Genomic DNA, 26483 nt, shown 5'->3' with positions numbered 1-26483 from the left:
ATTATGTATTTATTCAATGTCCGGGTGTATGGCATCCTGGTGAATGAGCGTGGAGAGGTATTGATCAGTGATGAGCGCACCGAAAACGTTTCATTTACGAAGTTTCCTGGTGGAGGACTAGAATATGGGGAAGGTCTGTTAGACGCCCTTAAAAGAGAGTATCAGGAAGAGACGGGGATGGAAATAGAAGTGGTGAGACACATCTATACAACCGATTTTTGGGAGAAATCGAGCTTTAACGAGAGCCAGATAATTTCCATTTACTACCAGGTGAAGTGTTTGAATGTAGTGGATCTGAAGATCAGGACAGAAGTTTTTGATTTTCGGGAGGAGTCTATTGAAGGTAAATTACAATCCTTTCGTTTGATTCCTTTAAAGGTATTACAGGCGAAAGATTTTACGTTTAAAACGGATCAAGTTGCTTGGTTAGAATTTTTAAAAGTTGCAGATAAAATCAAATTATAATATAAATGTTGCAACTTTTATTTGATATTATAACAAAAGGTTTTTACTTTTACAGTAGGTCTTGGAGATGAGATGAGAATCCAAATTCAAGATTTATGTTTTGAAAACACCTAGTTCTATAGGGTTTTATTAATAGTTAGTGTGATTTTAAGGCGATACTCCCCGTATCGCCTTATTTTTTTGGAGTTTTTTGAGGTGTAGTTATGTTGTTTATTGGGGTTGTTTATTGTTGTACAATTGTTAATTATTAGGATAGGCTGTTTTTTATGATGATGAATTATCTTTAAAAGAAAAAAAACCATCAAAAAAAATCGTCATTGCGAGGAACGAAGCAATCTTTATTTAAGTCGAAAGATTGCTTCGTTCCTCGCAATGACGATAAAGTTTCAATGACGATAATGTCGCAATGACGAGATAGTAAAACGAGATAACAAATAGGACGAGAGTCCTAGCCGAAAGAACTATTACTTAAAAAGAACTCTTACTTAAAAAAACTCCTACCTAAAAAAATAAGCCAAAGCCACTACCACAGCACCACCAATAATTATTATCCATTTATTGACATCACCACCATGTGCCCCTTCTTGACTCTTATACTTATAATCTCTTTTAAATTTATCTAAATCCATAACACTCCCTTTCTTATTTAATTCTTGAATGATTTAATTATTAGATGCAACCAAACCCTAATTTACATAAAATTTCTTCAAAAATTACCAACAACCAACATTCCCCTTATGCAAAAATTACCATCTCTCTCCTCAAAACCCAGCAATCCCCCTCAATAAAATCCTTCAACCTATCTACTCATGATGATATGGCTCCCCCCTCATGATCGTATAAGCCCGATACAACTGCTCCACAAAAAACATCCTGATCATCTGGTGCGAAAAGGTCATCCGTGACAAAGAAAGCTTATAATTCCCTCTTTTGTATACCTCCTCCGAAAACCCATATGGCCCGCCGATCAATAACACCAAACTCGACACACTGGAAACCATCTGCTTCTCCAAAAAAGCCGAAAACTCCACAGAACTCAATTCCTTCCCCCGTTCATCCAATAAAATCACGAAATCCTGGTTGCTCACGCTCTTCAACAACAAAGCTCCCTCCTTTTCCTTCTGCTGTTCCTGGCTCAAGTTCTTCACATTCTTCAAATCCGGAATCACCTGCAATTGAAAATTACAATAATGTTTCAAGCGCTTTGTATACACATCAATTCCATCCAAAATATGTCTATCATCTGTCTTTCCAATACAGACCAACGTAATCTTCATTCCAAGTAAATTAAATCAAATATATTTCCACCCTTTCCATCCAACCTCATCAACAACCATTCTAAACACATCACCAACCATTCCAAACACATCACCATCCATCCCAAACCCTTCCCTACACATCCCAAGCCCAAAAATAAACAAAAAAGGCAACCCTTTATGAAAAGGATTGCCTCATATTCCTAAAGCCTAACCAGGATTAATAAAAGCGCACAAGCCGACCTTTCAAAATCCCTTAAAAGCCTATTTATTTTTTAGCTACCAAAGTAACGTCAAAGTTGATCTCTTTAGAAATCAAATCATCTTCTTTACCTGCATAGTTCACTCCCCATTGAGCACGCTCAATATTGAAGTTAGCTGTTGCTTTAACATCAGTTTCTGTTGCTTCTGTTACTTTTGCATCAAAAGTGATGTTTTTGCTGATTCCTTTGATCACTAAGTTTCCAGAAATCACTAAATCTTGATCAGTTGCACCTGCTTTAACCTCAGTAATTGTGAATGAAGCCTCCGGATGAGTCGCTACAGCGAAGAAATCATCAGCTTTCAAGTGGCCATCCAATTTTTGTTTGTATTCACCTTCCAAGTCAGTAGAGCTGATGCTGTTCATGTCCAATACAAAGTTTCCGCCAGTTAATTTACCAGCATCAACAGTGATCGATCCAGATTTGATGTTTACAGTACCTGTGTGTGCACCAGTTACTTTAGTACCTTTCCAAACCAATTTAGAAGCAGTAGTGTCTACATTGTAAACCGATCCTGCAACAGCAGTAGTGTTTTCTACGGCAACTGAATCTTTGGTTTCCGCTTTTTTACCTTCAGGGTTTCCAGCACAAGATGCTAATACAAGAGCAGCGATAGCTGATAATAATGTGATTTTTCTCATTTTTATATGTTGAAACATTTAATTAATGGCACAAAAATAGGGTTGCCCTTTTATATGGGCAACCCTTTGAACTTTTTTTAACATTAATACGACAATCGTATTTTTAAACTACGATGTAAAAATAATTAATGTCCGGCAGGTTGCGCTTCTACACGACGGATATCCGCCCCTAAAGCTTTCAACCTTTCTTCAATATTTTGGTATCCTCTTTCGATCTGTTCAATGTTATAGATCGTTGATTTTCCTTGAGCAGACAATGCGGCGATCAATAGCGAAACCCCGGCACGAATATCCGGAGAGGTCATTTCTATACCACGTAATTTCGTCTGTTTGTTCAATCCAATCACGGTTGCACGGTGTGGATCACAAAGAATGATCTGAGCACCCATATCGATCAATTTATCCACAAAGAACAAACGGCTTTCGAACATCTTCTGGTGGATCAATACATTTCCTTTCGCCTGGATAGCGGTTACCAAACAGATACTCAACAAATCTGGCGTAAAACCAGGCCATGGAGCATCAGAAATGGTCAGGATCGACCCATCAATAAAGGTGTCGATTTCGTAATGATCCTGTGCAGGAATGAATATATCGTCGCCACGAAGCTCAAATTTGATTCCTAAGCGGGAAAATACCGTTGGAATAATACCCAATTCCTGGAAACACACATCCTTGATCGTGATCTCGGATCCAGTCATTGCCGCTAGACCAATGAAAGAACCGATTTCGATCATATCCGGCAACATTCTATGCTCCGTACCACCTAAACGCTCTACCCCTTCAATGGTCAATAGATTAGAACCGATTCCGGAGATTTTTGCCCCCATGCGGTTCAACATCTTACACAATTGCTGTAGGTAAGGCTCGCAAGCAGCATTATAGATCGTAGTTGTTCCTTTTGCCAAAACTGCAGCCATGACAATGTTTGCCGTACCTGTTACAGATGCTTCATCCAATAGGATGTAGGTTCCTTTCAACTGGGTAGCATCTACATTGAAAAAGTGGTTTTCTGCATCATAAACAAACTTAGCCCCTAATTTTTCGAATCCCAAGAAATGGGTATCCAAACGGCGGCGACCGATCTTGTCACCTCCTGGTTTAGGAATAGCAGCTTTACCGAATCTCGCCAACAAAGGACCAACGATCATGATGGAACCTCTTAAGCTTCCACCTTTGCGTTTGAATTCTTCCGATTGGAAATAATCGATATTGATGTCCCTGGCTTCGAATTCGTAGGTATCCTGATTTACTCTATTGACCTTCACCCCTAAGGCAGCCAATAGGTCGATCAATTTGTTCACATCCTTAATATCAGGGATGTTGCTGATGGTCATTTTTTCTTCCGTCAATAATACGGCTGAAATAATCTGTAGGGCTTCATTTTTCGCGCCCTGAGGAACAATCTCCCCTTTCAATGGTTTTCCACCATGAATTTCGAATGCATTCATAAGATATATAGCGTAGTCGATGAATTATTTTTGGTAATTATTCTTCCTTCCACCCGGATTGTTCATCGGGCGTTTGGAATTCGACATCTTCTTATTGTTGTTGTTATTGTTATTATTATTGTTGTTGTATTTGCGTTGGTTGTTGTTCTGTTGGCTAGCACCAGAACTCGAACTACCGCCTGTGCTCTTCATCCTGTTCCCTGGAGGCGGCGTTTTGAAATCAACCTTGGTCAATACCGTATCCGCTGGTAGGGACAGTTCGCCGTTGGACAATATAGAAAGATCATTCAGGATCTGTTCGTCCGATACGGAATCCTTGTTCCAGGTCAGGTAGGCCATCTTCATGAAATTGGCGATGCCAACAGTCATTTTCTGTCTAGCCTCTTCATTGGAAACTGCTTTTGCTTTTCGGATCATCTCTTCCACGGTATAACCATAATGTTTGAAACGGATATTATGGTTCGGATATTTTAGGGAATCCGGTTTGTGGTGGATATTTTCTTTGGTCGGGATCGGGTATGGCGAATCTACATCGATCTTAAAATCAGAAATGATGTAAAGATGGTCCCATAGTTTATGTTTGAAATCCGATACATCGCGTAGATGCGGGTTCAGAACACCCATCATATCAATGACCACTTGTGCTAGGCGATTACGTTCTTCGCGATCTGTTAAGGTACAGATGTAATCGACCATGTTCTGCACATTCCTACCATATTCAGCTAGGATAAGTTTAGGTCTGGTACTGTTATAGTCAAAAATCATATTTATTGTTTTACCGTACAGGTAATTTATTTTATTACTCTTGGATTATTCCACGATTCTCAGTTTGGCAAATTTAAGCAACAATTGCTTCTGTCCCAACTCTTTGAAAAAAATAGTTGCTTTAATATCCGGTTTATTTCCCTCCAGGTTGATCACCTTCCCAAAACCAAATCTTTCATGCTCCACTTCCATCCCTACTTGCAGGTTGGATGTATCCGATGGCGCAAAACCTTCGGTAGGTTTATGTGCCTTCGGCAATATCGATGTCGTTTTCACCACCTTTGGTTTCGGTTTGGAAAACACATCGCCTGTCTCTTTACGCTGCCAAGATACGCGTTCTGATTGAAAATCCTCGGATCCAACCGCAGAACTTCGCGGTTTGAAATCCAAATCCAAACAACTTGGGTTCAATTCATCCAAGAATCTGCTTGGCTCACAGTTATTTAAGGTTCCCCAACGATAGCGTGAGGTGGCATAGGAAAGATGCAATTTCTTTTCTGCCCGTGTAACTGCCACATAGAACAATCGGCGTTCCTCTTCCAATTCCGAGCGGGAATTGAGTGACAACTGCGATGGAAATAGATTCTCCTCCAGTCCTACGATGAATACCACCGGAAATTCCAATCCTTTAGAGGCATGTATAGTCATCAAAGAAACCGTATCTGCATTTGGATCCTTATCGTTGTCATCGTTGGTCAATAAAGCGATGTCCTGCATGAACACATCCAGGCCTTTTTCCTCCAGGTCCTCCCTCTCCGAAAACTCCTTAATACCGTTCAGCAATTCCTGGATATTCTCGTATCGAGCAAGGCCTTCAACAGATTTATCCTCGTAAAGATCCTTTAATATGCCGGAATGTTGGGCAATATACATGGCGGTATCAAATGCCGTATTGGTTTTGGCCATTGCCTGGAAACTTTGGATCATGATCCCAAAATTGGTCACTGAACCTGCGCTCCTCCCGTCCAAAAACATCTGCGCATTGGCTACCACATCCCAAAGCCTAAGTTGGTTTTGGTCTGCAGCCACCATGATACGGTCTACGGTAGTATCACCGATTCCGCGTCGAGGATAATTGATCACCCGTTTTAAGGCTTCTTCATCATTCGGGTTAAAGGTCAATCGGAAATACCCGATTAGGTCCTTGATTTCCTTACGTTGGTAGAAGGAGGTTCCACCATATAGTTTATAGGGAACTCCCAGCTTACGAAGGGCTTCCTCCATGGACCTGGATTGCGCATTGGTACGATATAAGATTGCAAAATCCTTGAAGTTTAAGCTCTTAAGCGATTTTTCCTGCAAAATGGCCTCAGCAACAATCTTTCCTTCTTCATTATCCGAAAAAGCACGTGTAACTTTTATTTTTTCTCCATCCTCATTGTCGGAGAATACATTCTTTTCTAATTGATTCTTATTGTTGGCGATGATGCTGTTCGCTGCATTGACGATCATCTTGGTCGAACGGTAGTTCTGCTCCAATTTATAGACCTTCACATCCGGATAATCCTTCTGGAAATTCAGGATGTTCTGGATATTGGCACCGCGGAAGGCATAGATACTTTGCGCATCATCCCCTACCACACAGATATTCTCGTTCACCGCTGCCAGTCTTTTCACGATCAGGTACTGGGAAAAGTTAGTATCCTGATACTCATCCACCATCAGGTATTTGAACTGATGCTGGTATTTGTACAGCACATCGGGATGTTTGTTCAACAGCACATTGGTCTTGAACAATAGATCGTCAAAATCCATGGCCCCGGCGCGGTAACAACGTTGCGCATAGGTCATGTAGATCTGTCCCAATTGTCCCCTTCCATTGGCGATATCCTCCGCCATAATGGCTTCGTTCTTATTATATTCCTGCGGAGAGATCAGGTTATTCTTTGCTGATGAAATCCGACCATATACATGGTTCACATTGTACAGTTTATCATCCAGGTTCATCTCTTTCAAGATGGCGCGCAATAAGCTCTTGGTATCGTCTGTATCGTAAATGGTAAAATTTCGGGGATAGCCGATCAGTTCAGCCTCCACCCGTAGGATACGGGCAAAAACGGAGTGGAAAGTTCCCATCCAGATGTTCTTCGCCTCTTGACCAACCACCTTCATGATACGCTCACGCATCTCTTTCGCAGCCTTGTTGGTAAAGGTTAATACTAATATATTGAATGGATCAACGCCCTTTTGAATCAAATGGGCCACCCGATAGGTTATCACACGTGTCTTTCCAGATCCTGCACCTGCTACAATCATCACCGGACCTTGAGTCTGCTCGACAGCCGCTCGCTGGGAAGGATTTAATCCTGCTAAAAAATCCAAAATTCGCTCCTAAGTTTAAATATCTATTGCCTCTATTTATGGGGACTCAAAATTACGAAAAATACATGGAGTAGACAATAGATGGGAGGTGTTAGATGAGAGACGTTAGATGAGAGATTATAGACGATAGATTTTAGATGATAGATTATAGACGATAGACCCGTCATTGCGAGGAGGTACGACGAAGCAATCTTTACACTAATCGAAAGATTGCTTCGTTCCTCGCAATGACGAAAAAACTCGCAAGGACGGGAAAAGTCTATTATCTAATATCTATTATCTAAGACCTTAGATCTATCAAGAACATTCCGTAAATTAGAGCTACCCTTATACATTTAATTCTATATACAATTAAAACTGAAATACAGTCCATTCTATGAATAAATTATTGACCACAGAAAAAGACCTCCAGCATTGTTTTCGAACTTTATTGAATTCCTGCATATTACTGATTTTCTGCTTAATATTATCTTCTTGTTCGGTTTTACAACCAGTGCCTGGTACCTTTGTGGATCTGAAAAAAATCGTACCTGGAATAGAAATAGACTTGCGCTATTATGGAAACCATAATTTTCTGGGTAGACCGGTGGATGGATACAAACGTGAAGTTGCCTATGCCACCCTGGAAGCAGGATTAGCGCTTCAGGCATTGCAAAAAGAACTCCAAAAAGAAGGTTTAGGAATCAAAGTCTTTGATGCTTATCGACCTCAACAAGCGGTTGACCATTTCAAACGTTGGGCTAAGGACATCAAAGATACCTTGGCGAAAGCTACTTTCTATCCCGAAGTGGATAAAAGAGACCTTTTCAAATTGGGATACATTGCTGAAAGATCAGGACATAGCCGAGGCAGCACCATCGACCTCACCCTGATCACCCTCAAAGACAAAAAAGAACTAGATATGGGCAGTCCATTCGATTATTTCGGAGAAAAATCCCATCACAATTACCGGCATTTAACAGAAACCCAAAAAGCCAACCGCAAAAAATTAAGGACTCTCATGGAAAAACATGGCTTCAAAGCACTTGATGAAGAATGGTGGCACTATACTCTGAAAAACGAACCTTTCAAGGATAAATATTTTGATTTCCCTATTAAATAACGAACATTAACCCCGTCATTGCGAGGAACGAAGCAATCTTTCGATTAGTCCAAAGATTGCTTCGTTCCTCGCAATGACGAATTTCGGCTATCTCTCGTCTATAATCTATAATCTAACATCTCTTATCTATCATCTATTACCTTTCATCCGAATCCTTTTTTAACCATTTGATAAAAAGAAGGAAACAATTAATTTCCCTACGTTAATTATCTTTATAACAGACAATTAACACAATGAGCCGACAGATAAAACCAACCTACATTGAACCTTTATCGGATTTTGGTTTTAAAAAAATATTCGGCACATCAGCTAACAAAGATCTATTGATCAACTTCCTAAATGTGGTTTTTCAGGGACGAAAAATTATCTTAGATATACATGAATGTAATTCAGAACGAATTGGCAAAACCAAAGAGCATGGGAAAGTATTTTTTGATCTCCATTGTATCGGTCAGAACGGGGAACATATTATCATCGAGGTACAGCGGTATAATCAGCGGAATTTCTTAAGTCGAATACTATATTATCAATCCATTCTCATTTCCGAACAAGGTCAAATCGGAAAGCAGAAAAAATGGAATTACGAAATTTCGGAAATTTACACTATTGTGCTCATGGACAGCTTTCCGCTAGAAATAGAAAACAAGGATCAAAATTATATCCACCCGCTCTGCTATTGCAGTATGGAAACAGGAACAATATATCTCGAAAAAAGCAAAATAATTTTCTTAGAATTGATTAACTTTACCAAGAAAGAACCTGAAATACAGGGAGATCTGGAGAAATGGCTTTTTGCTTTAAAACATATGTCGGTCATGCAAAAAATCCCAGATCCACTTCAGGATCCTATTTTTAAAAAACTATTTAAAATAGCAAAATATACAAATCTAAACAGAAAGGAGCAGGAAATGTACGACAGGGAACTAAAACGTAAAAGGGATGCCCAATTAATGAAAGACACGTGGTTGGAAGAAGGAGAATTAAAAGGAAGAGCAGAAAGAAATCAAGAGTTTGTCTTACTTCTTCATCATTATGGTGACCCCATTGAAAAAATCTCCAAAATAACTGGCCTTTCTCAAGTGGAGATCAATAAAATCATAAAATCCAAAAAGGGCTAGAAATTCAAAAAAATAAAAGATTATCAATACAGCAAAAACCCAGATGGAATAAAATAATTAGACAAATAAATTCTATTGTCTATTGTCTAATATCTATCATCTACCACCTATCCCCCCCTATCCTCTAACTTGGTACAGTAATTGAAGTATTTGAGGTTGAACACAAATTGTTAAATAAATAACCACCTATGAACTCAAATACAAAAATCTTATTAGGTTTAGGCCTATTGGCATGCACGGCATGTACGACAACTACCAAAACTGATCAGGACACAGATAAGGACACGACTATTGTGGTTAACCAACCAGCTTCACCCGTAATTGTGGAAGAAAGAGTTGTGGAAGAACCGGCACAACCATCCACAACCAATGCAATTAGCAGTAAACAAGTTAGTGACGGGACTATTAATGTCACTAAGGTCAATGTGTTGGGAAGCATCATGACTGTTGAAATGATGCTGGACAATCCAGAGAAAAATGCAATCAACATCAATTTCCCAGCAGATAACATCTATTACATCGATGATGCAACGGCAAAGAAAAACAGCTTACTGAAAGATGATGCTGGAAAAGTTATGCTTACACCAACCAATTCAGAGGGCAAAAAAATGAGGTATCTGGGATCGGATAAAATGGTATTGATGAGCCTGAAATTTGCAGCTCCACCTGCTGAAAGCAAAACCATCAGTTTAACGTTAGGAGATTACGGAACGTTTGATGGACTTCCTATCACCCGCCAATAATCCATATAGAATTGCAGAAAGCAAATTTCAGAAAGGATAGAATTGTAGAAAAGATGGAATTGCAGAAAAGATGAGATAAGAGAAATTTGGAATATGAGAAATTCAGGAATAACTTTTATAAATATGAGTCTGTTCACAGCATTGCTACTTATGGGTTGCAATGCTGAAAACAGCAATCAAAAAGGCAATAAGGATACAGTTTATGCACCCATAAACAATGAGCCAGTAGATACACTAAGAGCAGAATCGCAAGGGTTTGGTGCAGATACTGGATCATTTTCTGCATCAAGATCAGGCAACCAAACCGCCTCAGAAAGCGAAAACCAAACTACTTCAGCAACGGACAACCGAAACACTTCATCCTCAAACACATCCGATGGAACCTTGATTACTTCAGGAAGCAGTTTGACAGCATCATCCAGCAACTTGAATGTCGGCATCCGCCTAGCAGCAGACAACCTTTTCGATTTTAATAAGGCGACCATAAAACCAGAGGCAGAGCCTGAACTTAAAAAAGTTGCTGATCAACTGAAAAAAGTAAATGCCGATGCCGTTCAGATCATTGGGCATACCGATTCAAAAGGGAACGACCAATACAACGACAAATTGTCCCTACAACGTGCAGAAGCAGTAAAACAATGGTTCGAAAAAAACGGGGTAAAAAACAAGCTCCTAGCCAGCGGAAAAGGGGAAAAAGACCCCATCGCTGACAATGAACTACCCAACGGAAAAGACAATCCCGATGGCCGTGCTAAAAACAGAAGAGTTGACATCAAATTCGTCGGCTCTCAGAGCATCAGCAAATAACAATTCCTATTGAACATTATTACCCAAAATTAGGCTAGGTTTTAATTATTCATGAAAGCATCTTCCAAGAATATTGCAAGCACCATGTAAGTGCGAAAACACACTTACAACTCACTTACAACTCACTTACACTACACTTGAAACTAGACTACAACAACATAAAAAAGCCGTATCAAATTCCAATCTGATACGGCTTCTTTTCTTAATTTTTTATTCTTTACCCAATCCCTCTCCATCAAAAATCTATAATCTCACATCTATCATCTATAATCCCTCATCTCCCATCAAACTACACAGTCTAACTACTAAATACTAACTACTAAATACTACCAAAAAACACCCCTAAAACGGAGCATCATCCGGCATATCGTTCATTCTCGATGGCATAGTAATACCCCCACCAAATCCACCGAAATCACTGGAAGGCTGCATAGCACTACTTGCACCGCCAAAGTCGTTGAAACTTCCACCTTCAGGGCCACCCATACCAGAGAAATCATCCTCCAGATCCACGAACTTCACATATTTACCCACAAAGCGTAAAGGTACAATACCAGTTTCACCGTTACGGTGCTTCGCAATAATAACCTCACCTACCCCAACCGTCGAGCGACCTTCTTCATCTTCCATCAACCCATAATATTCCGGACGATATAAGAACAACACCATATCCGCATCCTGCTCGATAGATCCCGATTCACGTAAGTCGGAAAGCATTGGACGCTTACTGTTACCAGGTCTTGATTCTACGGCACGACTTAACTGTGATAAGGCTAGTACCGGGATATTCAACTCTTTTGCTACAGATTTCAATGCGCGGGAAATACTACCGATCTCTTGCTCACGGTTACCACCTCCACCTTTACCATCGCCCTTACCATGCATCAACTGCAGGTAATCGACGATAACCATCTGAATATCGTATTGCGCTTTTAGACGTCTACATTTTGCTCGGAATTCAAATACGTTCAGCGCAGGGGTATCATCGATGATCAAAGGTGCTTCTGTCAATCGACCGATTCTGGAATGCAGTTGCTGCCATTCATGGTCTGCCAGATTACCTTTTTTCAATTTCTCCTGTTCAATCTCCGTTTCACCGGCAATCAGACGGTTAACCAACTGTACCGAGGACATCTCCAGGGAGAATACCGCAACGGCACGCTGATGGTCTACCGCAGCATTCCGTGCTACAGATAATACAAAGGCCGTTTTACCCATTGCCGGACGAGCCGCAATAATCACCAGATCCGATGGTTGCCAACCAGAGGTCATCCGATCCAACGCTGTCAGTCCGGAAGGAATACCTGTTAATCCATCCGTCCGATCACGTAATAACTCCAGGTTATTGATAGCCTCACGCATGATGTCGTCCATCTTCCGCGAATCCCTTCTTAAGTTATTCTGCGCGATATCGAACAAAGATTTCTCCGCATGATCCAATAGATCAAAGATATCACTGGTTTCGTCATACGAAGCGTTGATGATTTCTGTGGATACCTTGATCAGTTCTCTTTGGATATATTTTTGGGAGATGATACGTGCGTGGTATTCGATATTGGCTGCAGATACTACCCTATCCGTCAATTGGGTAATATAATAAGCTCCACCAACCATTTCCAAAGCGCCCATTCCGCGCAATTCAGCGATTACGGTCAGTAGATCGATTGGCGAAGTCTTTTGGAACAGGTTATAAATTGCCTGGAAGATCTGTTGATGTGCTTCTTTATAGAACGAATCCGGTTTTAGGATATCGATCACCTCACTCAATGCATTCTTTTCCAACATGAGTGCGCCAAGGACTGCTTCTTCCAGATCCAAAGCTTGAGGAGGTATCTTACCCAAACCACTAATCAAGTTGTTCACACTCGTCCGTTTCTGCTTGAAGTTCGGACGGTTCGACTGACCCGACTGGCTATTTGTGTGTTCGTTTTCTAAAGACATATTACAATTTATCTACGGCTTGTTCAAAAGTTTTCAATGATAGGGTAACAAATGTAAGGAAAATAAAATACCTCTATAACCAAAGTTATGAACAGCTAAAATAGGTGCTTCAACAATCATGCAATAGTAGTTGAATTACAAGCCTTAGTATTCCACATCAAATGTGGATAAAACCTTAATAACTTTATTTCAACACTCATTATCAACCATTTAAATCAATGTGGATAACATCGGAGACTGTTAATAAGCCTTTAGCAGGAAAGCCTCGGAAAGGCTTTGTTGGCTTAAAAAGCAGTTCAAATTCATAGTCAGGGAGTTAAGCTTTTTGGATTATCTAAACTATGGAAAAAGCTCGGGAGATAAAGGATAATTTCTGTTTACTTTGTTGTATCTTTGTCCCTATGTCAAATGATGCTTCAACAGTAAAACCATACAATCCCGAGGGCGGAAAAAAAGAGCAAGTAGCGGATATGTTCAACAACATTTCGAAAACTTATGATCTATTGAACCGTTTTATGACGATGGGGATTGATACCATCTGGCGCAAAAAAGCCATCAAATCTTTGAAAAGTTTAAACCCACAGATGATGCTTGATGTCGCCACGGGAACTGGTGATTTTGCTATTGAAGCCATCCGTATCCTGAATCCCAAAAAGATTATTGGGGTGGATATTTCCCAAGGGATGTTGGATGTGGCGAAAGAAAAGATCAAGAAAAAAGGGTTAGAAAATCAGTTTGAGGTTTGTTTGGGCGATTCGGAGGCACTACCATTCGAAGACCAGACCTTTGACGCTGTGACGGTTGCTTTTGGGGTTCGGAACTTTGAAAACCTGGAACAGGGACTGAGCGATATCCGCAGGGTATTGAAACCTGATGGAAAGGCAATTATTTTGGAGCTTTCCAATCCTACCGCCTTCCCGATCAAGCAGCTATTTAATTTTTATTTCAACAAGATCACGCCAGCGATGGGGAAAATGATCTCTAAAGACAATAGAGCTTATGAATACCTGCCGGAATCGGTAGCCAAATTTCCTGATGGCGAACGGTTTGCAGCCATCACCAAAGCAGTAGGCTTTAAATCCTGTCGGGTAAGACCACAGACTTTTGGCTTCTGTACCATTTACGAATGTCATAACTAAAAAATAAATGAGAACAGTTTTAATTACAGGGGCAAGCTCAGGAATAGGTGAAGCTTGTGCATTGCAATTGGCGGAAGAGCAGAACTTTCGCTTGCTATTATGCGCCAGGAGAATTGAAAAACTGGAAGAATTAACGAATAAAATCAAAACATTGAACCCGAATTGTGAGGTTCATACCTTCAAATTGGATGTCCGCAATGCCGAAGAAGTGGAGACCACATTAGGGAACCTCTCTGCAGAATGGCGCAAAGTGGATGTTTTGATCAATAATGCTGGTCTGAGCCAAGGATTGGATCCGATTCAAGATGGAGACATAGGTGATTGGGACAGGATGATCGACACCAATGTAAAGGGACTTCTATACGTGACCAAATATGTGGTCCCTATGATGGAGGGGAGCGAACATGCGCACATCATCAATTTGGGATCCATTGCCGGTAAGGAGGTCTATCCGAACGGCAATGTGTATTGTGCAACCAAACACGCTGTGGATGCCTTGAATAAGGCAATGCGCATTGACCTACTGAGCAAAGGGATCAAGGTAACTGCCATCAATCCAGGTATGGTGGAAACGGAATTTTCGGAAGTAAGATTTCATGGCGACAAGGAAAGAGCAAAGGCCGTCTACCATGGCCTGACTCCGTTGAACGGTCAGGATATTGCGGAGATTGTATCTTTTGTGCTTTCCAGACCAAAACATGTTAATATCAATGATCTATTGGTCATGCCGACCGTGCAGGCCAATGGCACCATCATCAACAGAAACAACTAAGCTATTCATATACGTTTAATTTATAATAGAATGTCATTAGAAACACAAATAAACCAAGATATTAAAGCGGCGATGATCGCTAAGGATAATGCAAAATTACGTGGACTTCGTGCCATTAAAGCAGCTATTTTGTTGGCAAAAACCGAAAAGGGCCATAGCGAGGAGATGACCGAAGAAGCGGAAATCAAGGTTCTTCAGAAATTGGTGAAACAACGTAAGGAATCTGCAGAAATCTATCAACAGCAAAACCGTGAAGATCTTTATCAGATCGAAGTGGAAGAACAGGAAGTGATTGAGGCTTATCTACCAAAACAATTGGACCGTGCAGCCATCGAAGAGATCGTTAAAGGGGTTATTGCAGAAAGTGGCGCTACGTCGGTAAAAGATATGGGTAAGGTGATGGGTGCTGCCAATCAAAAATTGGCGGGTAAAGCAGATGGTAGAACAATTTCAGAAGTTGTTAAAGCGTTATTGAGCTAATGGAATGGTTCAATAAATCCTTTGAAGAGCTGAGTTCGTTGGAACTGTACAAAATCCTGCAGGTAAGACAGGAGGTTTTTGTACTGGAACAGACTTGTATCTATAGGGATTGTGATGATAAGGATCAGTTTGCCAAGCATCTATTTGCGGTGAAGGATGACAAATGTGTCGCCTATGCGCGATTGATCCCACCAGATTACTCCTACCCTGGATCTTCTTCTATCGGAAGGGTCCTGGTCCATCCTGAATTCAGAAAATTGGATTATGGAAAATTATTGATGGAACAAGCGATACAAAGCTTGGTGGAGGATTATCCTGATTTTCCGATCCGGATTTCCGGTCAACAATACCTGGAAAAATTCTATAATGAATTGGGGTTCAAGACAGAGAGTGATATGTATCTCGAAGATGATATTCCACATCTAGAGATGGCTTATTACCAGCATATTCAAGCATAAAAAACGGGCTCCTTTCGGAGCCCATTTTATTTGTATAATATTAACGATGATGCTAATCAGGAACCAAATGGTTAATAAACCAGTTTGGTTGCAAATTCTGGATTTTCGATATCCTCCAATACAGAAGTCTTTTCCAATAAAGGCGCATATTTAACACGTGCTTTGGTCCAACGACCTAAGGTCATGTTATATTCTCCCCCCATATAATTGAAATAGCCCGCATCGGAAGGTGTGTTATAAGGTATATTATTGGTATTCGACCCAGAACGATAGAACGGCTGTTCGTTCAACGTGATCGGGTTAATGATATCATAGAAGTCATTATTGGCAACACGGTATCCAAAACCATTACCAACCACACTACCTCCAGAAGCCACAAACATCACATCCTCTGGGATCGATTTCTCCGTTACATCCGTACCTTCAAAAATCGCAATTCCATAGGTATTTCCGCTATTGGCCAATAGGTTGGTGGTCTTTGTTCCGAAACCTTGCCCATCGGTCGTGCCATAATTATGTGTAGCAATCCAGTTGGCATGTTTGATACTGGTGGATCCCGAACTGAGGATCAATCCATTGGTTCCACCTACATAGAAGAAGGTCCCTTTCTTGGCTGTTCCTTTGGTCAGATTGATCTTATAGGTCCGCATGCCACCTGTTGCCCAGCCCTTTTGTGGGAAACCCACTGGGGTGGAAGCATTGGCATTATTCGTGGTAACTACCGAGAACGGCGTTTTAGCAAAATCGATATCCTCAGTCGCCATAAACTGCATATACTCATGGTTATTATCGGAACCTTTTGGATCATTGTTCCAACCGGTAATAATAGCTTTCGGAACCTTATATACTGATTTCAATTCCACTAAATCTCGTTGCGTACGCAATTTCTGATAGGCAATAACACTGTCCTGCTCCTGTTTGGTAAATACGATACCATAGTAATTGGCCATTTTATACTGCGGAAGGTTCGCCAATGTTGAATTCGCATCGGTAGAAACCGTAATGGTTCCAAATCCATCATTGATGGTCTGATCGCCAGAAATCACCTGACCCGGCTCAGGAGTGTAAGTATAACCTCCCTTAACAATGGCCACCAAGGTACTTTCGAAATCATATGGTTTCGCGGCAATCTTTGCGGTATTGGTTAAAGTCGCATAAACCGGTCTATCTGAAGCCACTTTAGTGATGCGATTCTGGTCCACATTCTTGATCTGCAGGAGTCCATCAACACGGTCCAAAACAGTACCATCGAGATTGATGATCACAGAATCTCCCGGTTTATATTCTTTAGCGAGATCTCCTAGTGGAATAGCCACTCCTCTTAATAAACTTAACCTTCTGGCATCCTGCACGAACAACATGCCTTCAGGCAGGTTATTACCCGAGTGATCCGAAATCACCACAGCCGAAAGGCTATTGGAGCCTTCCATGGTTTCCAGGTTCAGATCAATCGCTGAACCTTTATATAAATTACGGATATCATATATACCGATATAAGGACTCACCTCCCCTCCTGGATAATTGGTATCCGCACAACTTGCCAAGCTACCTGCGAGCACTGCAAATCCGAATAATTTTTTAAAAATATTTTTCATCTCCTTCATGATTAAGGCCTTTGCCACCACATTTTTGTATTGATTTCATCTGCCCCTTGTCTGGCAACCGCTTCTCTATAACTTACTGGGTTAGAAGATTGCACGTAGACTGGATATTGCATACGCGCCGGCATTTCGCCATTGTTCTTCAAACCTGCTCCTTTTGGCAATATTGGATGTCCTGTTCTTCTATACTCGAACCATTGTTGAAGATCTACTAAGAACAACGCAAAATACTTTTGCTGATGGATCATTTCCATTTTCTCGTCGAAAGTTGCCGCAGCATCCCAAGCCTTATCAGAGGCCGCCAGATGTTCCTCGATATTTCCGGTCCATGTCGGTACCCATAGGGTAATGGAATTGGAAGCGCCAGAATAGAAAGGCACGCTAGGATCTCCAGTGATATAGCCTTTCAGCATGGCTTCTGCCTTGATGAATTCCACCTCCGCAAAATTCATGATCATTCCGGTCATAGGTTCATGCTGCATGCTGTATCCCCCTACGATCTGATCTGCCGAATAGAAATAGGACATTTTTGAATAATCCTCCGAACCTTGGGCATATCCACTTGGAACACCTACGAAGTTTCCGGACACAGGCGCAATTCCCCAACGGTTTACACCTGCTTTCCCATAGTCAGGAATGTTCAATCGTGGATCATTCGTATCACGCAAGAAATCAATGAAATATTCGGCAATCGCAGTTGCCCTAAAATCCTGTACCCTTGTCGACATAAATGGGGATACATAAACCCCTTCTCCCGTCCAACGAAGAATGGCAGACTCCTCATTATTGGCAATGATGGGATAATTAGATTTATTGGTTTCCAAAATCTCTTTGATTTTTGCTTCTGCATAATCTTTTACCTCGGCTTTATGCGCAACACGCATCAATAACCTCAGGAATAAGGAGTTTCCAAACTTACGCCAATTGGCGACAGATCCAGCATATACCGGATCCTGTAATGGATCAATTGCGGTATTGGCTTTCAGCAGGTTATTCGCCGAATCCAATTTCATCAACAGATTGGTATAGATATCCTTCTGGGCATCAAATTTTGGTTCGAACAACAAGGAGTCTCTTCCCAAGGTAGCCTGTGTATAAGGGATATCACCATACGTATCCGTTAGAATGGAGTTGGTCCATGCCTGAAGGATCATGGAGATCCCTTGATAGGACGTATTAAAGGTCAACTCATTCTGCGCCTTGCTGTACATATCCTTGTAATTGGATAGATTCAGGAAGTGGTTGCTCCAAAGGTAATCTGACCAACTTCTTCTAAAGTCGTATCGGAAGACTTTGAATTCCCCATCTCCAATGGAAACAGTGACCTGCATCAACTCATTGTTGAAGCCCCTGTTCCGGTTCATATTGGCGGATACGGAAGAGATCAAAGCATTTGCCATGAACTGCTCCGGATAGGCTTCCGTGGTTTTGGTCGGGTCGACATTCAGGTCAACAAAACCTTTATCGCAAGATGAAAGTGCTAAGATGCTTAACAGACTTCCAAATAGTATATTTTTCAATTTCATGATAATCGAGTTAGAAACCAACAATTAGGTTGAATCCGAATGTACGGGTTGACGGGAATTGAGCAATCTCAAATCCTTTCACGATATCCCCACCATCTAAGGTTCCGAATTCTGGATCGAAGGCCGGCCATTTGGTCCAGATGAATAGATCACGGCCATAAACACCAATGGTCGCACGATTAATGCCTAAACGGGAAACCAGGTTCTTATTTAAGCTATAATCCAAACGCGCTTCCCTAAATTTGATGAAATCGGTAGGGAATGTGCTTCCTTCGGCATTATCCTGCCCAAAATGAGAACGATAATATTCATCAACGTTCTTGGCGATGACATCATTTTGGCGGTAGGTACCATCCGCATTCTGGATTACCCCATTACCGATGATACTGCTGTAGCGTCCTGGTAAGGTATTTTTGGTTTTTCCTTGCTCCGCTAATTTATAATGGGTTAAGGAATGACCAACTGCTCCCCATTGGGTATCGAACAAGAGGTTCATACGCAACCCTTTATAAGAGAAGTTATTTCCGAAACTCATTTTACCTTTTGGAATGGTATTTCCCAAATACAGGATTTCACTGGTCAGTTTCGCATATCCGGTAGATTCATCATAGATGACTTGTCCATCAGGAGCACGCTCATAGCCAATACCATAAAGATCGCCCAAACTTCCACCGACCATTCCTACAATCTGTCCAGATCCTACTGAACGCTGCTGAAGCACGATGGTGCTATCGGTCAACTGTTTGATGAGGTTTTTATTTCCGGTATAGGTAATATAGGATGACCATCCAAAGCCATTGTCTTTAGCTTTGATCTGATCAGTGTTCAAGGCGATTTCTAGACCTTTGTTTTCCACTTCACCAAAGTTGACCAAGAAGCGGCTTACTCCCGAAGCAGGGTCTACGAAACGGTAAAGGTGTTGGTTCGATGAATTTGCTTTATACCAAGCAATATCCAATTTCACTTTATTGTTGAACATGCGGATATCGGTACCGAATTCCAGCGACGATGTAGAAAGCGGCTTGATCAACGGATTGGCCAGGGTTGATGGATTAGCCAATGACCCTCCCAACAAGGAATTTGGATTTTCGTAATTGAATTCTGTTTGAAAAGGTTTCTGTACACCTGATCCGGTACCTGCATAAGAGGCACGGAATTTACCAAAGCTGATGAATTCTGGAAGATCCCAGATTTTAGAGAACACGAAACTTCCGTTGATAGAAGGATAATTGAACCCTAATTCTTTATCGGTATACAAACGTGTAGCCAAGGTACTTGCCCAGTCCCTACGGAACGTAGCATCCAGGAATAAAAAATCCTTATATCCGGTAGTTACCAAAGCATATAAACTGTTGGTTTGGGATCGTTCGATGATCTGACGGGTTTTTACCCCATATTTTGAATTGTTGTGGTTGTAAACGCCTGGGTAGAACAAACCATCAGAGGTCATTTCATCCCGATCATAATCGATACGGGCAGATGCACCACCTAAGTTGACTGAAAAATCAAAGTCATCGTTCAGTTTTTTATTATAGGTCACCAAGAAATCGATATTGGTTTCCTTCGAGAAAATAGATTGGCTACGGTATGATCCTTCCCGAAGTTTAGAACCGGCATCGTAAGGTCTATTCTGGTTTCTATCCTCGATCCCCATATCCATTGCCGCGCGAACATGGGCTTTCAGGTCTTTGGAAAACTGATAAACGGCCTGTGCATTCCCGGTAATGGTATGCCTGTTGTTGGAATTGATGAACTCATAGGAGATCGCGTATGGGTTTTCTGGATAGGTACTGAATGGATAAGCAATTTTACGATCTTCTTCACCATTCACCCAATAATTTCTCAACCAATTCAGGTCAGCGCTTGGTTGCCAGAAAATATACCAGTACATCAAGGATTGGTTTCCATAACCTGTTCCCGGCAAATTGTCTGACCAGCGGTTGGTATAATTCACTTTGGAATTGATGGTCAGTTTATCGGTGATCTTGGAACTCACGGACAGTGCCAATGAATTCTTTTTATATCCGGTATTCGGAACGATCCATTTGTTATGGGTATTGGTGGCGGAAAATCTGGCAGTTGTCTTGTCGGTACTTCCGTCGATAGATACCGTATTGGTGAAGGTTCTACCAACATCAAAGAAACCATTTACGCCATTTTTGCCATCATAGGCACGCCAAGGTGTCCTTGTAGGACCTACCTTTTGTAATATGGGATCATATTGGAAAAATTCTTGACCATCGAATTTAGGGCCATAAGCGGAACTGGTTCCACTGGTGCTACTCCCATCCACGGAAGAACCGAAGGAGTAATGCGCAGCCCCGTCCAAACCCTGACCATATTCGTATTGTAGATCTGGGGAACGGTTCATGCTTTCAAAGGCAGCATTGGAATTAACGGTAATACCAATTCCTTTTCCTTTAGCGGACCCCGATTTAGTGGTAATGATGACCGCACCATTGGCTCCACGGGAACCATAAAGTGCTGCTGCACCGGGACCTTTCAGTACCGTAATGCTTTCGATATCCTCTGGGTTGATGTCGTCCATACCGTTACCATAATCTACCGGCATGTTATCAGAACCTGTTCCATAGGCTCCATCAGAACCTAGAGCTGATGATCGGCCAGAACCACCATTCATGATGACTCCATCGACAACTATCAGGGCACCGTTTTCTCCTGTTAGGTTGTTTTCTCCACGAAGGATGATCTTGGTGGTCCCAACAGGTCCTGCATTGGACCGCATCAGGTTCACACCGGCAACTTTTCCGGAAAGGGCATCCATCCAGTTATTGGACAGTGCTTCGGTCAATTGCTCACCTTTAACGGAAGTTGCGGAATAACCTAGGGCTTGCTCATCACGCTTAATCCCCAAAGCCGTAACTACGACTTCCTCGATCGATTCGTCTACAGCCGATAACTTAATGGAATAGGTTTCCTGGTCCACCTTTACGGTTGTTGAGTTATAACCTATCATTCTTAGGCTCAATGTCGTCCCTTTTACAACAGAACCACTAAACACCCCGTCTTTGCCAGTTAGGCCAATTGCTCGGTTGTTTGCACTAATACTCACGCCCTCTAAAGGGTTCCCAGAACTCTGATCAAGTACCGTAATACGTACATTGATCAATTCTTGTGCAGCATAGGATTTCAAAGGCACATACTTGACGTGCCCTGATGCCTGCGAAATACAGGAAAGCCCTAACAATAGGATAAGGCTTCCTTGGCTAATCCTCAAGATCGATCGATTCATTAATTTCAGTTTTTGTTTGTTTTTCTTAATTCAAGCGGATATCCACGTTCAAATGTTTATCACTTCGGATATAGGTGGAAACCACCTCATAGGTTAATGAAGGTTGGTTGGCTTCGGCAGTTAATGTTTGGGCAGATCCAGGGTAAAGTACAATCTTTTTTGTCCCTTTTCCTGCTTTTAATACCAGCTCAAAATATAGATCACTGTTGTTCTTGATCTCATAATAATTGGTTACTACTCCTTTATTATTGGTCTTTTTATGGAAAACAGGGCTCAACGCTACACAGGCATCGAACAAAGCCTTTACGTGTTCTTCTTTTCCAAATAAGTATTTGCTTGACCAAGCTACAGTCCTTCCGCTATTCAATGCTTCGCGGATACCTTGAGCGCTGCGGTCCTTGCTCATGATCAAGGTCATTGTGCGGTGTACACCTTCTTTGTTCAGATCGTAGCTATGGGCGATCAGGTTATGCATATCGGTATTTCCGATAATGGTTAGGTTTCTGTCTAATGCCCAATCTAACGCTTTGGAATGGAAGCCCAATCCGTTCACCACTTCGATGCCATGTACTTTCTTTTCCTGGTAGAGTTTTTCTACAAATGGAATCCATTCATAGGATCCCGGAATCTGTTTGTCCTTCCATCCCGGATGGTTCCAGAAAACAAAGGCACCATCGTTGATCACGCGGTCAATGGATTCTTGGTCTTTATCCTCGTCGCGAACATCGATGAACTTGTTGGCATCAGTAATGAAAAGCGCATTGAAGTGTCCTGGAGGCGTATTACGGGTAACTTCTGTTCCTTTGATCAGGACCAGGTTGTTTTCTTTAGCCAATTCCACGGCAAGGTCATGTGAGCGGTTATGGTCGGTGTTCACATCATCTTTATGGGGTTGGTATTCCATATGTTCGGTAATGGAAATGGCATCCAAACCTTCTTTCCAAGCTTCCTGCACGCGTACGTTAGGCCATACATGGCCGTCTGTAAATACGGTATGCATGTGGAAATCGCATTTTAGAACCTGGAAACCGTTGACATTGGGAATATGGATGATATCGCGTTTGGATGGCAAACGGAATTCGTCCAAAGTGATTACTCCTTGATTGGTTTGACTGAATAAACTGGTTGTTCCTAATAATAATAGGCTGGTTAGTATTGCTGTTTTCTTCATGGTTTTAGATTATGTTGAACAAAACTACAGTCAATATATAAATTTTATGTTAAGAAATTGTTTAGTATTTGATAAGAATTAACATGAATTTTGGTGTTTTATAAGGAAAGAAAAGCAAAGAAAAGGTTGCATAGGAAATATTTAAGAAAAATAAAGGTGCGCGGAAGGTGTCAAAAACCGCATGATAACGCATTTTAGTTAATTTATTTTCTTGAGAAAGGAGGTTGAATTGGGGAAGGATTAATTTTGAAAATTGTGGTTTCTTATGGGTATTTTTTTGGGGATTTTAGGGAATTGTAAAGAAAAATCCACGTCATTGCGAGGAGGAACGACGAAGCAATCTTTGGATTTTGTCATCCAGAGCAGCGTCGAAGGATCTGTACGTGAACTATCGAACAGATGCTTCGACTACGCTCAGCATGACATGCGGGAAGATTGCTTCGTGCCTCGCAATGACGAACGCCCTCGCAATGACGAACGCCCTCGCAATAACGTAGGGTAGCAATGACATAGATTCGCAATGAAAATCTACCTTGCCTTCACCGGTCTTTCGCCGAAATGCCTATCCCGTTCAAAAGTCGACATATGCCTTTCCTTCTTCGCTGGATAAATATCATCCAAGGTAATCATGATACCAGTCTCTTCCACCTCGCCAAATTCATTGTTCCTAGCGGTACCAAAAACACGCATGGTTGGCGACAAATTCATATACGTATTGATCAAAGGTGGAACATTCTCCCCCAACTCTCTTACACGCGTATTCAACACCTTATACCCTTCTTTATAATCCAAGCCATCAAAAATGCCTTCAAACTTGGAAACATCAGTCTTATAACCCAAAAACAAATCTGGAGATGGAGTCACTAATTTATCCTTATCCGGAAAATAATGGTTCATGAAGTAGATCAGCAGATCTCTGGCTTCCTCATTATATTGCGGGTACATGGTCACCTTTCCAAATAAATACTTCACATCTGGATTCAACAGCACCACAGCCCCTAGCCCATCCCAAAGGTTATCCAAAGAGAATATCCCTTTGCGGTTATCAATTGCGGGTTGGTATTTGGGTTGTACCCATGATCTTCCCAATTCCAAGGTCTGGGGAAGATAGTTTTTCACAAAGTCTTCTGAAAAATCAAAATAATGCGCTGTGGAGAGATGGACTTCCCCATCTTCTGAAACGGCATTATCACATTTGATCACACGGTATCCCGCGATGATCTCTTCATCATCCGGGTTCCAGGCGATCAGCTGGTCGTAGTTATGTTCACTGATATCGTTCTCATCAATATCCAGTGCTTGCCCGGTACCACCTCCCGCGGAGCGGAAACTCAACTCTCTCAGTCGGCCAATCTCGCGCATGATATTCGGAGACGTATGATAGTTTACCAAATAAACCTCATTGTTGCCATTATTGGTATAACGGACAAAAGCTTCTTTAGTAAGTTCTTTCTTAATTAATTCCCGATCAACAGGTTGAATTATTTCTTGCATAGATTATTATTTACTGTTGGCCATCGCATAAACCTGCTGTTTAACATCTTCGGCCCAGGCTCTTTCGTTTTTGCTTTGGTCGAAATGTGTATATGGAATACGTTTACCGATGCGGATTTTGATGTTCTTCCCGCGTTGGGAAAACAACTCATCAGGTAAATATAACATTTCAATGTTAGCTTTTAAACCTAGTTTTGCTCTTATTCTCGCTAAATTATAGAAGAAATTAGAATTCCTACCCTCAATGTAGACAGGAACGATGTCCTTTTTGTATTTTTTTGCTTTATTGATAAAGCTTTTTTTCCATTCTAGGTCAACAATTTTGCCATTTATTTTCCGTGAAACCAATCCGGCCGGGAAAACCAACAGGGCATGGTCGGAGGCATAGGCGGTTTCAATGGCCGCGATTCCTGCCTTACTCTGATTGCCTACCTTATTAACAGGCACGAACAAAGGCTCCAGGTTGCGGATGTTCAATAGGATATCATTCACCAGGAATTTCACATCCTTCCGGTATTTTCCGATAGCCTGCATAAAAGCCACGCCATCCAGTCCACCAAGTGGGTGGTTGGAAGCAAAGATCACACTATCCTCCAAAGGAATGTTCTCCACACCCTCCAGATGAACCTCTACATCCAGCTCCTTCAATAAAGAATCCACAAAATCCAAGCCTAGGTCATCGTAATACCTGGTCATGATATAGTTGATCTCATCTTCGTGTATAACACGCTCTAAGTAACTAATTAATGGTTTGGGTATCCACTTCGCTAATTTTGGACTTTTCTTATGAATGACTTCTCGAATCTTTATAAACTTCTCTTGCTCTAGTAAGTCCATATAATTACCGCTCTTTTTAAAGTAGGGTAAAATTACACATTTCCTTTAAAGTACCATTAAACATCTTTTTATTTTATTTCAAAATATATATTTTCGTTACCTTAGCATCAACGAATCATTAAACTCCTAATTAAACGTTTTCTCAAAATAAGGGTTTAATATATAAAACGGTTTCATGTATATAGGCGAAAACATATCTACGCTCTACACCGAGGTCCATCCAAACGACACGGTAGCTGCTACCCTGGATAAGGTCAATGAGCTCCATCTCCAACAACTCCCTGTTGTTAAAGGCAAGGAATACCTGGGGATCATCACCGAAGAAGACCTCTTGAACGTAGATGATGACCTGAAAACCATCAAGGAACTCAAGTTCACTTTTCCATTTATTTATCTTTTCGATTACCAGCATATTTTTGATGCCCTGCAATACCTGGAAACCTATCAGTTTGATATGTTGCCCATCATGAACAAGACCAACCAATATGTAGGGGTGATCACGCCAAAGGATCTGCTATTGGCCTTGAACAAGACCGTATCCAACCAGGAGATTGGGGCGATCATCGTGTTGGAAATGGAAGAGCGCGACAATTCTTTGACCCATATTGCCAATATCATCGAATCGGAGAATTGTAAGATCCTGCAGACTGGCGTTAAGGTGATGGAGGACTCTTCCAAAGTGGAACTGACCATCAAACTCAACAAAACCAATATTTCTTCGGTTTTGGCATCGCTCTGGCGACATGATTATGTAGTGAAAGCAACTTTTAATGATGGATCTGACCAGAACGATATACAAGAACGGTACAATCTTTTGATGAATTATTTGAACCTATAATTTATCAGAAATTCCCATCTTTGACTAAATTTTAAAAGAA

At 41.3% G+C, this 26483-nt stretch carries 23 protein-coding genes; 10 read left to right on the top strand and 13 right to left on the bottom strand.

The genetic code is table 11. The features are described 5' to 3' along the window. Nucleotides 1-3 precede the first annotated feature (3 nt). Nucleotides 4-465: an NUDIX domain-containing protein gene (locus CRJ00_RS02350; RefSeq protein WP_099365299.1), complete on the top strand. Its 462-nt coding sequence runs from the start codon at nucleotides 4-6 to the stop codon at nucleotides 463-465. A gap of 497 nt (nucleotides 466-962) precedes the next feature. Here the strand turns inward: CRJ00_RS02350 and CRJ00_RS19090 are convergent, their stop codons facing one another. The 6 genes from CRJ00_RS19090 to CRJ00_RS02325 all read right to left on the bottom strand — a co-directional run bounded on the left by CRJ00_RS19090 (nucleotide 963) and on the right by CRJ00_RS02325 (nucleotide 7163). Next, complete coding sequence (locus tag CRJ00_RS19090; protein ID WP_257213667.1) at nucleotides 963-1094, bottom strand: hypothetical protein; 132 nt, start codon at nucleotides 1092-1094, stop codon at nucleotides 963-965. Nucleotides 1095-1268: 174 nt separating this feature from the next. After that, nucleotides 1269-1742, bottom strand: a complete 474-nt coding sequence (gene rlmH, locus CRJ00_RS02345) for a 23S rRNA (pseudouridine(1915)-N(3))-methyltransferase RlmH (protein WP_099365298.1) — start codon at nucleotides 1740-1742, stop codon at nucleotides 1269-1271. A gap of 247 nt (nucleotides 1743-1989) precedes the next feature. Then, a complete protein-coding gene (locus CRJ00_RS02340; protein ID WP_099365297.1) occupies nucleotides 1990-2625 on the bottom strand; it encodes a YceI family protein in 636 nt (211 codons plus the stop codon). Nucleotides 2626-2750: 125 nt separating this feature from the next. Beyond that, complete coding sequence (murA, locus tag CRJ00_RS02335) at nucleotides 2751-4076, bottom strand: UDP-N-acetylglucosamine 1-carboxyvinyltransferase (RefSeq protein WP_099365296.1); 1326 nt, start codon at nucleotides 4074-4076, stop codon at nucleotides 2751-2753. Nucleotides 4077-4100: 24 nt separating this feature from the next. Next, on the bottom strand, nucleotides 4101-4841 hold the full coding sequence (locus CRJ00_RS02330) for a DUF4290 domain-containing protein (protein ID WP_099365295.1): 741 nt from the start codon (nucleotides 4839-4841) through the stop codon (nucleotides 4101-4103). A 45-nt stretch (nucleotides 4842-4886) separates the two neighbouring features. Continuing rightward, nucleotides 4887-7163 carry an ATP-dependent helicase gene (locus tag CRJ00_RS02325; RefSeq protein ID WP_099365294.1) on the bottom strand — a complete coding sequence of 759 codons (2277 nt, stop codon included), beginning with the start codon at nucleotides 7161-7163 and terminating at the stop codon, nucleotides 4887-4889. 376 nt (nucleotides 7164-7539) lie between these two features. Between CRJ00_RS02325 and CRJ00_RS02320 the strand changes: the two genes are divergently transcribed. The 4 genes from CRJ00_RS02320 (at nucleotide 7540) to CRJ00_RS02305 (ending at nucleotide 10933) form a co-directional block, all read left to right on the top strand. Further along, nucleotides 7540-8265, top strand: a complete 726-nt coding sequence (locus tag CRJ00_RS02320; RefSeq protein WP_099365293.1) for a M15 family metallopeptidase — start codon at nucleotides 7540-7542, stop codon at nucleotides 8263-8265. 233 nt (nucleotides 8266-8498) lie between these two features. Beyond that, a complete protein-coding gene (locus CRJ00_RS02315) occupies nucleotides 8499-9383 on the top strand; it encodes an Rpn family recombination-promoting nuclease/putative transposase (protein WP_099365292.1) in 885 nt (294 codons plus the stop codon). Between the two features lie 188 nt (nucleotides 9384-9571). Continuing rightward, complete coding sequence (locus tag CRJ00_RS02310; protein WP_099365291.1) at nucleotides 9572-10126, top strand: hypothetical protein; 555 nt, start codon at nucleotides 9572-9574, stop codon at nucleotides 10124-10126. A gap of 123 nt (nucleotides 10127-10249) precedes the next feature. Continuing rightward, nucleotides 10250-10933: an OmpA family protein gene (locus tag CRJ00_RS02305; protein WP_180268397.1), complete on the top strand. Its 684-nt coding sequence runs from the start codon at nucleotides 10250-10252 to the stop codon at nucleotides 10931-10933. A 342-nt stretch (nucleotides 10934-11275) separates the two neighbouring features. Here the strand turns inward: CRJ00_RS02305 and dnaB are convergent, their stop codons facing one another. After that, nucleotides 11276-12874 carry a replicative DNA helicase gene (gene dnaB, locus CRJ00_RS02300; protein WP_099365289.1) on the bottom strand — a complete coding sequence of 533 codons (1599 nt, stop codon included), beginning with the start codon at nucleotides 12872-12874 and terminating at the stop codon, nucleotides 11276-11278. Between the two features lie 401 nt (nucleotides 12875-13275). Between dnaB and ubiE the strand changes: the two genes are divergently transcribed. From ubiE to CRJ00_RS02280, 4 genes are read left to right on the top strand one after another with little or no spacing between them, the layout of a single operon-like run. Continuing rightward, nucleotides 13276-14013, top strand: a complete 738-nt coding sequence (gene ubiE, locus CRJ00_RS02295) for a bifunctional demethylmenaquinone methyltransferase/2-methoxy-6-polyprenyl-1,4-benzoquinol methylase UbiE (RefSeq protein WP_099365288.1) — start codon at nucleotides 13276-13278, stop codon at nucleotides 14011-14013. Nucleotides 14014-14020: 7 nt separating this feature from the next. Next, nucleotides 14021-14785 carry an SDR family NAD(P)-dependent oxidoreductase gene (locus CRJ00_RS02290; RefSeq protein WP_099365287.1) on the top strand — a complete coding sequence of 255 codons (765 nt, stop codon included), beginning with the start codon at nucleotides 14021-14023 and terminating at the stop codon, nucleotides 14783-14785. A 30-nt stretch (nucleotides 14786-14815) separates the two neighbouring features. Beyond that, nucleotides 14816-15265 (top strand): GatB/YqeY domain-containing protein, encoded by a 450-nt coding sequence (locus CRJ00_RS02285; protein WP_099365286.1) that lies wholly within the window; start codon nucleotides 14816-14818, stop codon nucleotides 15263-15265. Further along, complete coding sequence (locus tag CRJ00_RS02280; protein WP_099365285.1) at nucleotides 15265-15723, top strand: GNAT family N-acetyltransferase; 459 nt, start codon at nucleotides 15265-15267, stop codon at nucleotides 15721-15723. The genes CRJ00_RS02285 and CRJ00_RS02280 overlap by 1 nt, the downstream gene beginning before the upstream one ends. 71 nt (nucleotides 15724-15794) lie before the next feature. On the opposite strand, the gene CRJ00_RS02275 is transcribed toward CRJ00_RS02280, so the two are convergent. From CRJ00_RS02275 to CRJ00_RS02250, 6 genes are all read right to left on the bottom strand, one after another. Beyond that, nucleotides 15795-17327, bottom strand: a complete 1533-nt coding sequence (locus CRJ00_RS02275) for a DUF5689 domain-containing protein (RefSeq protein WP_257213666.1) — start codon at nucleotides 17325-17327, stop codon at nucleotides 15795-15797. 2 nt (nucleotides 17328-17329) lie between these two features. Further along, nucleotides 17330-18850 (bottom strand): SusD/RagB family nutrient-binding outer membrane lipoprotein, encoded by a 1521-nt coding sequence (locus tag CRJ00_RS02270; RefSeq protein WP_099365284.1) that lies wholly within the window; start codon nucleotides 18848-18850, stop codon nucleotides 17330-17332. Between the two features lie 10 nt (nucleotides 18851-18860). Continuing rightward, nucleotides 18861-22103 (bottom strand): SusC/RagA family TonB-linked outer membrane protein, encoded by a 3243-nt coding sequence (locus CRJ00_RS02265; RefSeq protein WP_099365283.1) that lies wholly within the window; start codon nucleotides 22101-22103, stop codon nucleotides 18861-18863. A 25-nt stretch (nucleotides 22104-22128) separates the two neighbouring features. Next, complete coding sequence (locus tag CRJ00_RS02260) at nucleotides 22129-23274, bottom strand: Sb-PDE family phosphodiesterase (protein ID WP_099365282.1); 1146 nt, start codon at nucleotides 23272-23274, stop codon at nucleotides 22129-22131. A gap of 528 nt (nucleotides 23275-23802) precedes the next feature. Next, complete coding sequence (locus CRJ00_RS02255; RefSeq protein WP_099365281.1) at nucleotides 23803-24768, bottom strand: GNAT family N-acetyltransferase; 966 nt, start codon at nucleotides 24766-24768, stop codon at nucleotides 23803-23805. A 6-nt stretch (nucleotides 24769-24774) separates the two neighbouring features. Further along, a complete protein-coding gene (locus CRJ00_RS02250) occupies nucleotides 24775-25605 on the bottom strand; it encodes a 1-acyl-sn-glycerol-3-phosphate acyltransferase (RefSeq protein ID WP_099365280.1) in 831 nt (276 codons plus the stop codon). Nucleotides 25606-25780: 175 nt separating this feature from the next. On the opposite strand from CRJ00_RS02250, the gene CRJ00_RS02245 reads away from it, so the two are divergent. Next, nucleotides 25781-26443 (top strand): CBS domain-containing protein, encoded by a 663-nt coding sequence (locus CRJ00_RS02245; RefSeq protein WP_099365279.1) that lies wholly within the window; start codon nucleotides 25781-25783, stop codon nucleotides 26441-26443. Nucleotides 26444-26483: the final 40 nt, after the last annotated feature.

Origin of the sequence: Sphingobacterium sp. 1.A.4 (assembly GCF_002734245.1) — a bacterium.
Taxonomy (GTDB): domain Bacteria; phylum Bacteroidota; class Bacteroidia; order Sphingobacteriales; family Sphingobacteriaceae; genus Sphingobacterium; species Sphingobacterium tenebrionis.
This window is presented reverse-complemented; position numbering and strand designations above follow the sequence as displayed.

Bases quoted from the DNA above. Each gene is read 5' to 3' on its own strand.
- CRJ00_RS02350 (WP_099365299.1), top strand. From the start codon at position 4: ATGTATTTATTCAATGTCCGGGTGTATGGCATCCTGGTGAATGAGCGT.
- CRJ00_RS19090 (WP_257213667.1), bottom strand. From the start codon at position 1,094: ATGGATTTAGATAAATTTAAAAGAGATTATAAGTATAAGAGTCAAGAA.
- rlmH (WP_099365298.1), bottom strand. From the start codon at position 1,742: ATGAAGATTACGTTGGTCTGTATTGGAAAGACAGATGATAGACATATT.
- CRJ00_RS02340 (WP_099365297.1), bottom strand. From the start codon at position 2,625: ATGAGAAAAATCACATTATTATCAGCTATCGCTGCTCTTGTATTAGCA.
- murA (WP_099365296.1), bottom strand. From the start codon at position 4,076: ATGAATGCATTCGAAATTCATGGTGGAAAACCATTGAAAGGGGAGATT.
- CRJ00_RS02330 (WP_099365295.1), bottom strand. From the start codon at position 4,841: ATGATTTTTGACTATAACAGTACCAGACCTAAACTTATCCTAGCTGAA.
- CRJ00_RS02320 (WP_099365293.1), top strand. From the start codon at position 7,540: ATGAATAAATTATTGACCACAGAAAAAGACCTCCAGCATTGTTTTCGA.
- CRJ00_RS02315 (WP_099365292.1), top strand. From the start codon at position 8,499: ATGAGCCGACAGATAAAACCAACCTACATTGAACCTTTATCGGATTTT.
- CRJ00_RS02310 (WP_099365291.1), top strand. From the start codon at position 9,572: ATGAACTCAAATACAAAAATCTTATTAGGTTTAGGCCTATTGGCATGC.
- CRJ00_RS02305 (WP_180268397.1), top strand. From the start codon at position 10,250: ATGAGTCTGTTCACAGCATTGCTACTTATGGGTTGCAATGCTGAAAAC.
- dnaB (WP_099365289.1), bottom strand. From the start codon at position 12,874: ATGTCTTTAGAAAACGAACACACAAATAGCCAGTCGGGTCAGTCGAAC.
- ubiE (WP_099365288.1), top strand. From the start codon at position 13,276: ATGTCAAATGATGCTTCAACAGTAAAACCATACAATCCCGAGGGCGGA.
- CRJ00_RS02290 (WP_099365287.1), top strand. From the start codon at position 14,021: ATGAGAACAGTTTTAATTACAGGGGCAAGCTCAGGAATAGGTGAAGCT.
- CRJ00_RS02285 (WP_099365286.1), top strand. From the start codon at position 14,816: ATGTCATTAGAAACACAAATAAACCAAGATATTAAAGCGGCGATGATC.
- CRJ00_RS02280 (WP_099365285.1), top strand. From the start codon at position 15,265: ATGGAATGGTTCAATAAATCCTTTGAAGAGCTGAGTTCGTTGGAACTG.
- CRJ00_RS02275 (WP_257213666.1), bottom strand. From the start codon at position 17,327: ATGAAGGAGATGAAAAATATTTTTAAAAAATTATTCGGATTTGCAGTG.
- CRJ00_RS02270 (WP_099365284.1), bottom strand. From the start codon at position 18,850: ATGAAATTGAAAAATATACTATTTGGAAGTCTGTTAAGCATCTTAGCA.
- CRJ00_RS02265 (WP_099365283.1), bottom strand. From the start codon at position 22,103: ATGAATCGATCGATCTTGAGGATTAGCCAAGGAAGCCTTATCCTATTG.
- CRJ00_RS02260 (WP_099365282.1), bottom strand. From the start codon at position 23,274: ATGAAGAAAACAGCAATACTAACCAGCCTATTATTATTAGGAACAACC.
- CRJ00_RS02255 (WP_099365281.1), bottom strand. From the start codon at position 24,768: ATGCAAGAAATAATTCAACCTGTTGATCGGGAATTAATTAAGAAAGAA.
- CRJ00_RS02250 (WP_099365280.1), bottom strand. From the start codon at position 25,605: ATGGACTTACTAGAGCAAGAGAAGTTTATAAAGATTCGAGAAGTCATT.
- CRJ00_RS02245 (WP_099365279.1), top strand. From the start codon at position 25,781: ATGTATATAGGCGAAAACATATCTACGCTCTACACCGAGGTCCATCCA.